The sequence below is a fragment of the Streptomyces sp. AK08-02 genome (assembly GCF_033795085.1).
GTDB classification, from domain to species: domain Bacteria; phylum Actinomycetota; class Actinomycetes; order Streptomycetales; family Streptomycetaceae; genus Streptomyces; species Streptomyces echiniscabiei.
Genome location: NZ_JARAZV010000006.1, coordinates 55,796 through 67,790 on the forward strand (window position 1 = coordinate 55,796; position 11,995 = coordinate 67,790).

Below are 11,995 nucleotides of genomic sequence, written 5' to 3' on the forward strand. Positions count from 1 at the left end.
CACAGTGAGCGCCATGGAGATGGAGAGAGTCCGTGGCCGTGGTCGTGTACGTGTCCTCCCGCGCCCGTTGATCGCCGCACTCGCGGGGTGTGCGGTACTCGGCGGCGCCCTGATGACGCTGCCCCCGGACCGTCCGTCCGCAGTGTCCGCGCCGGGTCCGGCGGGCCGGGCGGAACGGGCGGTGACCGGCGGGGTGCCCGCGGCGCTGCCCGACCTGCGGGTGCTCATCGGCGACCGCGAGGCGTACGTCCGCACGCACGCGCGAGACGGACAGGCCTGGGCGCAGCTCGGCTCGGCCTATGTGGAGCGCGGGCTGCGGACGTCGGACGCCGCCGACTTCCCGAGGGCGGAACGGGCGCTGCGTACGTCGATGAGGGTGCGCCCGGGCGGGAATGCGGAGGGGCTCGTGGGCCTGGCCGCGCTGGCGAACGCGCGCCGTGACTTCCCGGCCGCCCGGAAGTGGGGCGAGGAGGCGCTGCGCCAGTCGCCGAAGCGCTGGACGTCGTACCCGGCGCTGCTGGACGCGTACACGGGCCTCGGCGACTACAAGGAGGTCCGGGGGACGCTGGAGCGGCTGCGGGGCCTGCGTTCGGGGGCGACGACGTCGGCGGTGCTGGCGCGGACGGCGGGCGTGTACCGGGACCAGGGCCGCCGCGAGGACGCGCAGGCCGCCCTGGCCGACGCGGCGGCGCGGGCCACGAGCCCGGCCGAGGAGGCCGAATGGCAGTACCGGGCGGGCGAGTTGGCCTGGGAACGCGGCGAACCAGCCGACGCGCTACGGCATTTCAGGGCGGCCGTGCGTCTCGATCCCGGGCTGGGTTCCGCCCGGGCGGGCGAGGGGCGGGCGTTGGCCGCCCTGGACCGGCCGACGGAGGCTCTCGTCGCCTACCGGGCGGCCCTCGCCGAGCAGCCGTCGCCGCAATACGCGCTGGAGCTGGGCGAGTTGTACGACTCGCTGGGCCGGCCGGAGGAGGCGCGGGCGCAGTACGCGGTACTGCGGGCGCGGGTCGCGAAGGAGCGACTGGGCGGTGTCGACGGGGAGTTGCTGCTCGGCCGGTTCGAGGCGGATCACGGGGACGCGGAGTCGGCGGTACGGCGGCTGCGGGCGGAGTGGGCGCGGCAGCCGGGGCTCGACGTCTCGGACGCGCTGGGCTGGGCGTTGCACCGGGCGGGGAGGAGCGAGTTGGCGCTCGGCTGGGCCCGGCGGGTGACGGACAAGGAGCACGGCGGCGAGGTGCGCAGCGCGCTGTACGCGTACCACCGGGGCATGATCGAGCGGGAGTTGGGACTGACAGGCCCCGCGCGTCGGCATCTGGCGGAGGCGTTGCGGATCAACCCGTACTTCTCGCCGGTCGGTGCGCCGGTAGCGAGGGAGACACTGACGGCGCTGGGCGAGCCCGAGGCGTCGGGCCCGCCCAACTGACCACCGACAGCCGCTGGTTACAGGTTGCCGCGCTTGTCCTGTTCCCGTTCGATCGCCTCGAAGAGGGCTTTGAAGTTGCCCTTGCCGAAGCCCATGGAACCGTGCCGTTCGATGATCTCGAAGAAGACGGTCGGACGGTCCTGGACCGGCTTGGTGAAGATCTGCAGCAGATAGCCGTCCTCGTCGCGGTCGACGAGGATCTTCAGCTCGCGGAGGGTCTCGACGGGGACGCGGGTGTCGCCGGCCCACTCCCCCAGGGTGTCGTAGTACGAATCGGGTGTGTCGAGGAACTGGACCCCGGCCGCCCGCATGGTCCGTACGGTCTCGACGATGTCGCCCGAGTTGAGGGCGATGTGCTGGACGCCCGCGCCGCCGTAGAACTCCAGGTACTCGTCGATCTGGGACTTCTTCTTGGCGATGGCCGGCTCGTTGATGGGGAACTTGACCTTGAGGGTGCCGTCGGCGACGACCTTCGACATCAGCGCGCTGTACTCGGTGGCGATGTCGTCGCCCACGAACTCCTTCATGTTCGTGAAGCCCATGACCTTGTTGTAGAAGCCGACCCATTCGTTCATGTGGCCGAGTTCGACGTTGCCCACGCAGTGGTCGATCGCCTGGAAGGTGCGCCGGGCGGGCGGTTCGACGAGCGGGGCGGCGGCGGCGAACCCCGGGAGGTACGGGCCGTCGTAGCCCGTGCGTTCGACGAGGGTGTGGCGGGTCTGGCCGTAGGTGGCGATCACGGCGAGGACGACCGTGCCGTGCTCGTCCTTCAGCTCGTACGGCTCGGCCAGCGAGCGGGCGCCGTGTTCGACGGCGTACGCGTGCGCGGCGCGGGCGTCCGGGACCTCGATGGCGAGGTCGACGACGCCGTCGCCGTGCTCGGCGACATGGCCGGCCAGGAAGTGGCCCCAGGTGGTGGCGGGCTTGACGACCGAGGTGAACACGAACCGGGCGGAGCCGTTCTCCAGGACGTACGACGCGGTCTCGCGGCTGCCCGTCTCCGGTCCGGAGTAGGCGACGAGCCGCATGCCGAAGGCCGTGGAGTAGTAGTGCGCCGCCTGTTTGGCGTTGCCCACGGCGAAGACGACGGCGTCCATTCCCTTGACCGGGAAGGGATCTGCCTGCCGGGCGGTGTCGGGAGTGTGGTGTGTGGTCTGCGTCATGGGTGAAGGGTCGCGCCGGGTTTGCAAGGTGCGCAATAGTTTGCGTGCCGACTGGGCATTTTGTTCAGGAGAGTGCGGGTGCGGGCGGTCTTTCTGTACAGGATGACCATCCGCACCGAGGACACGAGAGGGCTCAGGGAGGCCGCTGTGGCGATCGACGAGCTGGACGGGCGGATCATCGTGCTGCTGGCGCGGGAGCCTCGGATCGGCGTACTGGAGATGTCCCGGCGGCTCGGAGTGGCCCGGGGGACGGCGCAGGCGCGCCTCGACCGGCTCCAGTCGAACGGCGTGATCCGGGGGTTCGGGCCCCAGGTTGACCCGGCGGCCCTCGGCTACCCGGTCACCGCCTTCGCGACGCTCCAGATCCGACAGGGGCAGGGGCAGGACGTACGGGCCCACCTGGCGTCCGTGCCGGAGGTGCTGGAGCTGCTCACGACCACCGGCAACGGGGACATGCTGTGCCGGCTGGTGGCCCGCTCGAACGCCGATCTCCAGCGGGTGATCGACCGGGTCGTCGGTTTCGACGGCATCGTCCGGGCGGCCACGGCGATCGTGATGGAGAACCCGGTTCCGCTGCGGATCATCCCGCTGGTGGAGCAGGCGGCGGCGGAGCACGGCGACTGACGGGAGTTCCAAAGAAGTAGTTGCAAAGAAACCCTTGCAAGACTTTCTTTGCAACGCTATCTTTGTACTCATGCCGGAGCAGCCCGAAGAACTCACACCCCACGTACTCGACGCCCGCTCACTGCGCGGTCTCGCCCATCCCCTGCGGATGCAGCTCCTGACCGCGCTCCGCCGCGGCGGTCCCGCGACCGCCTCTCAACTGGCCGCGAAACTGGGCGAGTCGAGCGGGGCGACCAGCTACCACCTGCGTCAGCTCGCCGCGCACGGCTTCGTCGAGGACGCGCCCGAGCACGGCAAGGGGCGGGAGCGCTGGTGGCGGGCCGCCCACGAAGGTGTGCAGTTCGACGACGCCCTGCTCAAGGACCCCGACCCGGCCGTCCGCGGTGCCGCCGACCTGTTCATCCACGAGGTCGCGAACAGCCACACCCGGGAGATCTCGACCTGGCTCGGCAACCCGAACGACTGGTCGGACGCGTGGAAGCGCTCCTCCGACATGAGCGACATGACGCTACGGCTGACGCCCGAGGCGGCCCTCGAACTGATCCACCGGATGCACGAGCTCGTCGACAGCTACCGCGCCCAGGCCCCGGCCGAAGGCACCCCGGAGGCCGAGACGGTCCGCGTCCACACCCACGTCTTCCCGACCCACACGAGCTGACCCGACCCGCCCTGCCCTGACTCGCGCCAACTCGCACCGCACCGACTCACCCCGACCTGAGAGGCTGAAGCCCGATGAACCCCGAGTCCTACGTCGCCCCGCACACCCTCCACGCCGCCGACCTCCGCGCAGAGGCGGACGCCCACCGTCTCGCCCTCGCCGCCAAGCGCCCCCCGCGCGACCTGCGCACCCGCATCGGCTGGACCCTCGTAGAGGTCGGCCTGCGCCTGACCTCCACCCCGCCGAAGCCGCAGCTCGCCTGAAACGGGGGCCTGACCGAGACCAGAGCCGAACGATCCAGGGCCTGACCGAAACCCTGGCGCGACCGCAACCTGGGCCCATCCGACCCAAGCCCGTCTGACCCAGGGCCGACCGACCCAGGCTCCACCGAAACCGGGGCCCGACCCACCAACGGCCCGACTAGAACCGGGGCGTGACCGACACCAGGGCCGCCCGGTCCAGGGCCTACCGGTACCGGGGCTCGACCGACCCACGGCCCGACCAAAACCAGGGCCCACCGATACCGGGACCCAACCGGTCCAAGCCCCACCGAAACCGGGACCGACCGATACCGGGACCCAACCGGTCCAGGACCCGACCGAAAAAACCTAGCCCCTCCCCGGCGGAGGCCCGCTGGACTCCCGTACCACCAGCGGCGGATCCACCTCGTGCAGGACGCGTTCCGTCGAGCCGGGGTTCGTGATCTCGTCGACCAGGAAGTCGATGCCCTCGGTCGCCACCGAGTCGAAGTCCTGCGCCACCGTGGTCAGCGCGGGCCGCTGGAAGCGGGCGGCGGGAATGTCGTCCATCCCGACGACGCTCACCTCGTCCGGGACCCGGCGCCCCCGCTCGTGCAACGCCCTGACCAGGCCGATCGCCATGTCGTCGTTCGCCACGAAGACTGCGGTCATCGCCTCGTCGTCCGCCAGCCGCAGGCCCGCCTCGTAACCGCTCGCGCACGACCAGTCCCCCGCGACGGGCTCGGCCACCGGGAGGCCCGCCTCGGTCAGCGCCGAGCGCCAGCCGTCCGCGCGGTCACGGGACGCCCACCACTGACCCGGCCCCGACACATGCCGGATCTCGGTGTGCCCCAGGTCGATGAGGTGCCGGGTCGCCACATACCCACTGCGGTCCGACTTCTCCGCCGAGCGGATCCGCCGAGCGGCGACCAGACCGGGAAAGCGGCCGATGGTCAGGATGGGGACGTCCAGCCAGACCTTGACGGGGCTCCCCTCGTCGATCGCCTCCGACAGCACGATGCCGTCGACGCCCTGTTCCAGCAGGCTGTCGATGGCCTCGGCGATGCTGTGCTCGTCGTCCTCGGTGGTGTGGGCGACGCTGACCGAGTAGCCGAGCCGGCGCGCCGAGCGCTCTATCGCGACGAGCATGGTCATGGGTCCGTAGAGACGGGCCCCGAGGGAGATCACGCCGAGCCTGCGGCTCCGGCCCGAAGTGAGGCTGCGCGCCGCGCCGTTGGGGCGGTACCCGAGTTGCTGGGCCGCCCGCAGAACACGCTCCCGGAGCTCCTCACGGACGTACGGCTCGTTGTTCATGACCCGCGAGACCGTCTTCTGGGAGACGCCGGCGAGCCGTGCGACATCGGTGCTCGTCGCAGGCGGCCGGGAGACTCCGTCACGACCCTGGGTGCCCGCCACCGAAGCTCCCTCTCGTCAGGACTGCGCTGTCAGAAAACCGTCGAGAACAGTGTGCGTCCCGACCCTCGGAATCGTCAATCGAAGCCGTAATCCGCAGGAAACAGCTGTGACACAAGTATTGACGGCGGCTTGATCCGGGCCACAGAATCCGGCCTGACTACGCAGTCAAGTGTGCAGTCGGGGCCCAGTGATCGGAGCGGTGATGCGGAGAACGCAGAGTAGAGGAAAGCTGGCGAAGGCGCTGGGGAGTCTCGTCGCGGCGGGTGCGCTGCTGGCGGTGCCCATGGCCACCGCGCAGGCCTACAACCCGACCGGCGGAATCCTCTACCAGCTCGGCGGCGAGCCGTGTCTGAAGGGCCGGGGCAACTGCGCGGTCTACCCGAAGTCGGCGGAACTGCCCGGCGGGCGGCTGGTCGCGTCGTTCGAGAAGTCCACCGTCGTGACGAAGTCGGGAAGCGCCGACGGCCAGACCCTCCCGGTCTACAAGAGCGACGACGACGGTACGAGCTGGCAGCCGCTGTCCGAGGTCAAGGCTCCGGCGTACCTCTCCACGGACCCCAGGTACGCCAAGTACACGAGCAACTGGACCAACCCGTATCTCTACGTCCTTCCGCAGAAGGTCGGGGCGCTCAAGAAGGGCACCCTGCTGCTGGCCAGTGTGGTGTCGGGCGACGACTACTACTACAAGGAGCACAAGGCCGCCGACCCGAGCTGGACGCCGAACAACGACGGTGACCGCAAGGACCTCGCGATCGCCCTGTACTCCAGCGTCGACGAGGGCAGGAGCTGGAAGGTCGTCAACGTCATCGCGAGCGCCGGCTGGCAGGGCGGGAGCGCGGGCGCGGTCGGCCGGAACATCGCGGCGGCGAACACGAACAATCAGGTGGACCCCCTCTGGGAGCCGTACCTGATGGTCTACGACGGCAAGCTGGTCTGCTTCTACTCCGACGAGAACGACTACACGGGCTTCGACCCGGTCACCGGCGTCCCGACCCTCGACCCCGCCAACGACACGGCCACCGACTCGCACGGCCAGATCCTCGCCCACAGGACGTGGGACGGCAGCGGCACCGCGTGGAGTGCCCCGGTCGTCGACGTCGCCGGGTCCAGGCAGGACATGGGCGGTGGCAAGACGGAGATCGGTGGTGGACGACCGGGCATGACCAACGTCGTCGCCACGTCGGACGGGAGATGGCTGCTCACGTTCGAGTACTGGGGCGGCGGGGCCAACACCCGGTATGTGATCGCCGACAGCCCGCTGAAGTTCTTCCGCGGGAGCCAGACCGGCATGTCCGTCGGCACGCTGCCGGTCGTCGCCGGTTCCCGGCCCCTCTCGCAGGGCGGCAGCCCGGTCCTCATCCGGATCCCCGACGGACGCCTGGTCTACAACGCCTCGAACAGCGGCGACGTGTGGGTCAACGAGAGCGGGCGCAGCGACGGGGCGTGGACGGAGTACCAGACGACCTCTCCGGCCGGCTACAGCCGCAACCTCCAGTACGTCGACTCCACCGGACGCGTCGCGATCCTCAACAACCAGGGCACCTCCACGATCGCCTACGCCGAGGTCGACCTGGGCTACACGTCCGGCACCTACTACCAGTTGGTGAACCGGAGGACCGGTCAGGTGATCGGCACCGGGAACAAGAGCAACGACGCCAACCTCGGCAACGGGAACGTGCCCGACGTGGCCCTTGAGGACGCCGGGGCGGCGGCGAATCCCGACACCCAGTTCTGGCACGTGGTGACCGAGCCGAACGGCGGTACGACGCTGCTGAACAGGTCGGGCGGTCGTGCGGCGGCCATCTGGACCGGCAACGCCACGGTCGGCCAGCGCATCGGCCAGTGGGTCGACGACAGCTCCACGGGCAGCTGGAACCTGGTCGACGCGGCCGACGGCTACTACCGGCTCCAGTCGGTCAAGAACCCGAACGTCTACCTGACCGGGGCATCCACCGACGCCCCGCTGACCCTGCAGAACGCGACGACGGACGGCTCCCAGGACTGGAAGCTGGTCAAGTGACGTGACCTGAGGCGAGGTGGGGTGAGACGGGGGTCAGGGTGAGTCGGGGCGAGGGGATGTGCGGGGCTAACAGCTCGGCACATCCCCTCGCCCTGTCTCCAGTGCCACCAGCGCCCCGACCGCGCCCTTGAGGGTCGTCACCGGGATCAGTCGCAGTCCCTCGGGAAGCTCCGACTCCGCGTCCGAGCACTCGGCCTTCGGCACCAGGAAGACGGTGGCCCCGTCGCGCCGCGCGGCCTGCGTCTTCAACGCGACGCCCCCCACCGCGCCGACCGTCCCGTCCGCGTCGATCGTCCCCGTACCGGCGACGGTCCGACCGCCGGTGAGGTCTCCGCCCTTGCCGTCGCCGTCCAGCTTGTCGACGATGCCGAGGGAGAAGAGGAGCCCGGCGCTGGGGCCGCCGACGTCGGCGAGCTTCAGGGTGACCTTGATCTTTCCGGAGTCCTCGTCCAGGTACTTCAGGGCCGCCTCGGCCGCCGCGTCCTGCGACTGCTTCATCTCGGCGGTGTTGTGCTCCTCGATCTCCTTGGTGCTGTTCCCGCTCGGGTAGACCGAGTCACGCGGCATCACGGCCTGGTCGGTACGGAACCAGCCGTCGAGTACGTCACCGAGGCTCACGTGGGTGTCCGGGCCGGTCGCCTCGATGGTCGTCATCCGCAGCTCGCCGCGGGGCTCGCGGGGTGTCCCGCCGGTGATCGTGATGATCGGGTCGCCCTTGTTCTCGCCCAGGACGTTCGCCGTCAGGCCGGGCTGCGCCAGGGTGAACGGCAACGGCGCGAACACGGCCGTGGCGAGCAGGGCCACGACGGGCAGGGCACAGACGGCGACGGCCCAGGGGCGCGTGAGGCGAGAGAGCACGAGGTCAATCTAACGCGGGGACCTTTTCCGGCCGGGGGCGGCTGCCCTGGCCCACGCGGGCGGAAGGCCCGCTGAAGGAGGCCCGCTGGGGATCTGCCGGTCAGCGCAGCGCCTCGGACACTTCCCGGGCCGCGTCCATGACCCGCGGCCCCACCCGCTCGGGCACGGCGTCGGCGAGCATCACGACCCCGACGCTCCCCTCGACGCCGGTCACGCCGATCAGCGGGGCCGCGGCCCCGCTCGCGCCGGCCTCCAGCTCGCCGTGCGTCAGGGTGTATCCGGGGTCGATGGGAGGCTGCTGCCGGGCGGCGAGGATGGCCTTGCCGGCCGCGCCGCGCTCCAGGGGGTGGCGGAAACCGGCCCGGTAGGCCACGTGGTAGTCGGTCCAGGTCGGCTCGACGACGGCGACGGCGAGCGCCTCCGTCCCGTCGACCAGGGTCAGGTGGGCGGTGGCGCCTATGTCCTCGGCCAGCGATCTGAGCGCGGGCAGCGCGGCCTCCCGTACGAGGGGATGCACGTGGCTGCCGAGTCGCAGCACCCCCAGCCCGACGCGGGCCCGGCCGCCCAGATCACGCCGTACGAGCGCGTGCTGTTCCAGGGTGGCCAGCAGGCGGTACACGACGGTCCGGTTCACGCCGAGCCGGGTCGACAGTTCGGTGACCGTCAGACCGTGGTCGGTTTCGGCGAGCAGCTTGAGGACGCGCAGTCCCCGGTCGAGCGTCTGGGAGGTCTCCGCGGTCACGACGCCCACTCCTTACGTGGTGAGGTCGGCAGCTCCCTGGCGGCGGATGCGTCGCCGGTCCCGTGGGCGACGCGCGTCAGAGGCGGCCGATCGGCGGCGGCCCGGGCTCTCCCGGGCGCTGTCGCTTCACGACTGCGCTCCGCGGCGTCGCTGCCACGGGGCGTGTGCGTTGCGGGGACAGTAGCGAAGGCGGTTCGCTCAGCGGAAGGCTACGTCCAGAATCCGGTCACTCCGCGGTACGGACTGCCGCCCTTCCTCCCGATATGCACGGCGTGTGCACAGCCGCACACGCCCCTCACCGGACACCCCGGGGAGCCGGTGCGGCCGTCACCGCATCCGGGTGGCCCACTCCTGCACTTTGGTGATGCGCTGTCGCAACTGTCCCGCGGTCGCCTCCGCGCTCGGCGGCCCGCCGCAGGCGCGGCGCAGCTCGGTGTGGATCACCCCGTGCGGCTTGCCCGTCTGGTGGACGTACGCGCCGACCATGGTGTTGAGCTGCTTGCGCAGCTCCAGCATCTCCTTGTGGGAGACCACGGGCCGCCGCTCGGCGGGCAGTTCGAGGAGGTCGGCCTCGTCGTCGGGCTTCTTGCGGCTGTGCGCGATCTGCCGGGCCTGCCGCTTCTGCAGCAGCAACTGCACCTGGTCGGGCTCCAGCAGCCCCGGGATCCCGAGGTAGTCCTGCTCCTCCTCGCTGCCCGGGTGTGCCTGCATGCCGAACTCGGCGCCGTCGTAGAGCACCCGGTCGAAGACGGCGTCGGACTCCAGCGCCTCGAAGGAGAACTGCTCCTGCTCGCCGGTGTCCTCGTCCTCCTCCCGGTTCGCCTCCTCCATCTCCTTCTCGGATTCGGCGTACGGGTCCTCCTCGCCCTCCTTCTTGGGCTTGTCGAGGGCGTGGTCGCGCTCGACCTCCATCTCGTTGGCGAAGGTGAGGAGGTCGGGGACGGTCGGCAGGAACACGGAGGCCGTCTCGCCGCGCCGCCGGGAGCGCACGAAGCGCCCGACGGCCTGGGCGAAGAAGAGGGGGGTGGAGATGGTCGTGGCGTACACCCCGACGGCGAGCCGAGGCACGTCCACCCCCTCGGACACCATGCGGACGGCGACCATCCAGCGGGAGTCGTTGTTGGCGAACTCGTCGATGCGGTTGGAGGCGCCGGTGTCGTCGGAGAGGACGACGGTGGCCCTGGTTCCCGTGATGTCGCGGATCAGCTTGGCGTAGGCGCGGGCGGACTCCTGGTCGGAGGCGATGACGAGCGCCCCGGCGTCCGGGATGCCCTTGCGCACCTCGGTCAGCCGTTTGTCGGCGGCACGCAGCACGCTGGGCATCCACTCGCCGCGCGGGTCGAGGGCCGTACGCCAGGCCTGCGAGACGGCGTCCTTGGTCATCGGCTCACCGAGCCGGGCGGCGATTTCATCCCCCGCCTTCGTCCGCCACCGCATCTGCCCGCTGTAGGAGAGGAAGATGACGGGCCGCACGACGTGGTCGGCCAGCGCGTTCCCGTAGCCGTAGGTGTAGTCGGCGGAGGACCGCCGGATCCCGTCGTTCCCTTCCTCGTACGTGACGAAGGGGATGGGGTTGGTGTCGGAGCGGAACGGCGTACCGGTGAGCGCGAGACGCCGCGTGGCGGGCTCGAAGGCCTCCAGACAGGCCTCGCCCCAGGATTTCGAGTCCCCCGCGTGATGGATCTCGTCGAGGATGACGAGCGTCTTGCGCTGCTCGCAGCGATTGCGGTGCAGCATGGGCCGCACACCGACACCGGCGTACGTCACGGCGACGCCCTGGTACTCCTTGCTGAGCGGCCCGGCGCTGTACTCGGGGTCGAGCTTGATCCCTATCCGCGCCGCCGCCTCGGCCCACTGCTTCTTCAGGTGCTCGGTGGGCGCGACGACGGTCACCTGCTGCACGACATGGTGGTGCAGCAGCCAGGAGGCGAGCGTCAGCGCGAACGTCGTCTTGCCGGCGCCGGGGGTGGCGACGGCGAGGAAGTCACGCGGCTGCTCCTTGAGATACCTCTCCATCGCCCCCTGCTGCCAGGCACGCAGCTTGCTGGCGGTACCCCAGGGGGCACGGCCGGGGAAGGCGGGCGAGAGGTGATGATTGGCTGCGGTACCGGCGGAAGCGGCGGTGGTAGTCACGGTCTCCGGGGTGGTCGAACGGGAGCCGAGGGCTCGGGCTACGTATGACAACCGGGCCACCCTACCGGCGGCCCGGGGCTGTCAACGTGCGTACGACGCGGGGGGACCCGGGGATGGGACTCAGCTCACACCGACGGCTCGGCCAGATCTCGCAGGACCTCGGAGATGGCCTTGACCTCGTCCACGCTGCCGCTCGCCACCGCGATCACCAGACGCTCGGCGGCGTCGATGTCCGGCCGCAGCTGTACGTCGTTCAGCGCCAGGAAGACGACGCAGGAGGTCCACGCGGTGCGCCTGTTTCCGATATCGAAGGGGCGGTCGACCAGGAGCGACTGCAGGAAGGCTGCCGCCTTGTCGAACAGGCCGGTGTAGGCCTCCTGCCCGAGCGGTGAGGCCGAGGGCCGATGCGCGGCTGCCGCCACCAGACCCACGTCCCGAACGACAAAGCGCCGGTCCTCGACAGCGAAGCCCGCGATGCCCAGAACGTCCTCACCCGACAGATAGACGTACGTCACTTGAGCCGCTCCAGCAGTTCAGCCCACTTGACGGTCTGCTCCTTGGCTGTCCTACGAACCAGCGCCTCGTGAGCGGTTCTGGCCAAGTAGTCGTCCACAGCCCGCAGCACGATGGCGTGCATGCTCACGCCTTCCTCCTCGGCACGCAGCTTCAGAGCTTCCGTCTGATCGTCGCGGAGACGCAGGTTCATAGCCACGACGAAA

Annotated in this window: 12 protein-coding genes; 5 read left to right on the forward strand and 7 right to left on the reverse strand. The window is 70.4% G+C overall.

The genetic code is table 11. From position 1 onward, the window contains the following. The first annotated feature begins 13 nt into the window (after positions 1-13). The gene (locus PV734_RS13605; RefSeq protein ID WP_319289621.1) at positions 14-1,423 is read left to right on the forward strand and encodes a tetratricopeptide repeat protein; all 1,410 of its coding nucleotides are present in this window, start codon (positions 14-16) and stop codon (positions 1,421-1,423) included. Between the two features lie 17 nt (positions 1,424-1,440). Here PV734_RS13605 and hppD read toward each other — a convergent pair whose 3' ends face one another. Next, positions 1,441-2,586: a 4-hydroxyphenylpyruvate dioxygenase gene (gene hppD, locus PV734_RS13610; protein WP_319289623.1), complete on the reverse strand. Its 1,146-nt coding sequence runs from the start codon at positions 2,584-2,586 to the stop codon at positions 1,441-1,443. A 147-nt stretch (positions 2,587-2,733) separates the two neighbouring features. On the opposite strand from hppD, the gene PV734_RS13615 reads away from it, so the two are divergent. From PV734_RS13615 to PV734_RS13625, 3 genes are all read left to right on the forward strand, one after another. Next, positions 2,734-3,210: an Lrp/AsnC family transcriptional regulator gene (locus tag PV734_RS13615; RefSeq protein WP_319090692.1), complete on the forward strand. Its 477-nt coding sequence runs from the start codon at positions 2,734-2,736 to the stop codon at positions 3,208-3,210. Between the two features lie 70 nt (positions 3,211-3,280). After that, positions 3,281-3,868, forward strand: coding sequence for an ArsR/SmtB family transcription factor (locus PV734_RS13620; RefSeq protein WP_319090347.1), 588 nt, complete (start codon positions 3,281-3,283; stop codon positions 3,866-3,868). Positions 3,869-3,942: 74 nt separating this feature from the next. Next, complete coding sequence (locus tag PV734_RS13625) at positions 3,943-4,131, forward strand: hypothetical protein (protein WP_319090348.1); 189 nt, start codon at positions 3,943-3,945, stop codon at positions 4,129-4,131. A gap of 345 nt (positions 4,132-4,476) precedes the next feature. On the opposite strand, the gene PV734_RS13630 is transcribed toward PV734_RS13625, so the two are convergent. After that, a complete protein-coding gene (locus PV734_RS13630; RefSeq protein ID WP_319289625.1) occupies positions 4,477-5,523 on the reverse strand; it encodes a LacI family DNA-binding transcriptional regulator in 1,047 nt (348 codons plus the stop codon). Between the two features lie 202 nt (positions 5,524-5,725). Between PV734_RS13630 and PV734_RS13635 the strand changes: the two genes are divergently transcribed. Continuing rightward, positions 5,726-7,543 (forward strand): RICIN domain-containing protein, encoded by a 1,818-nt coding sequence (locus PV734_RS13635; protein WP_319090350.1) that lies wholly within the window; start codon positions 5,726-5,728, stop codon positions 7,541-7,543. 66 nt (positions 7,544-7,609) lie between these two features. Here the strand turns inward: PV734_RS13635 and PV734_RS13640 are convergent, their stop codons facing one another. The 5 genes from PV734_RS13640 to PV734_RS13660 all read right to left on the reverse strand — a co-directional run bounded on the left by PV734_RS13640 (position 7,610) and on the right by PV734_RS13660 (position 11,988). Further along, on the reverse strand, positions 7,610-8,401 hold the full coding sequence (locus PV734_RS13640) for a S16 family serine protease (RefSeq protein ID WP_319090351.1): 792 nt from the start codon (positions 8,399-8,401) through the stop codon (positions 7,610-7,612). A gap of 100 nt (positions 8,402-8,501) precedes the next feature. Further along, positions 8,502-9,143, reverse strand: coding sequence for an IclR family transcriptional regulator (locus PV734_RS13645; RefSeq protein WP_319090352.1), 642 nt, complete (start codon positions 9,141-9,143; stop codon positions 8,502-8,504). A 327-nt stretch (positions 9,144-9,470) separates the two neighbouring features. Continuing rightward, entirely contained in the window at positions 9,471-11,276 is a 1,806-nt protein-coding gene (locus PV734_RS13650) for a DEAD/DEAH box helicase (RefSeq protein ID WP_319090353.1), read from the reverse strand. Between the two features lie 125 nt (positions 11,277-11,401). Next, entirely contained in the window at positions 11,402-11,791 is a 390-nt protein-coding gene (locus PV734_RS13655) for a type II toxin-antitoxin system death-on-curing family toxin (protein ID WP_319289627.1), read from the reverse strand. Next, on the reverse strand, positions 11,788-11,988 hold the full coding sequence (locus tag PV734_RS13660; RefSeq protein WP_415924200.1) for a CopG family transcriptional regulator: 201 nt from the start codon (positions 11,986-11,988) through the stop codon (positions 11,788-11,790). The genes PV734_RS13655 and PV734_RS13660 overlap by 4 nt, the downstream gene beginning before the upstream one ends. Between the last annotated feature and the right edge of the window lie 7 nt (positions 11,989-11,995).

What these genes read in the sequence shown, in the direction of transcription:
- hppD (WP_319289623.1), bottom strand. Translation starts at nt 2,586, where the DNA reads ATGACGCAGACCACACACCACACTCCCGACACCGCCCGGCAGGCAGAT.
- PV734_RS13635 (WP_319090350.1), top strand. Translation starts at nt 5,726, where the DNA reads ATGCGGAGAACGCAGAGTAGAGGAAAGCTGGCGAAGGCGCTGGGGAGT.
- PV734_RS13625 (WP_319090348.1), top strand. Translation starts at nt 3,943, where the DNA reads ATGAACCCCGAGTCCTACGTCGCCCCGCACACCCTCCACGCCGCCGAC.
- PV734_RS13605 (WP_319289621.1), top strand. Translation starts at nt 14, where the DNA reads ATGGAGATGGAGAGAGTCCGTGGCCGTGGTCGTGTACGTGTCCTCCCG.
- PV734_RS13620 (WP_319090347.1), top strand. Translation starts at nt 3,281, where the DNA reads ATGCCGGAGCAGCCCGAAGAACTCACACCCCACGTACTCGACGCCCGC.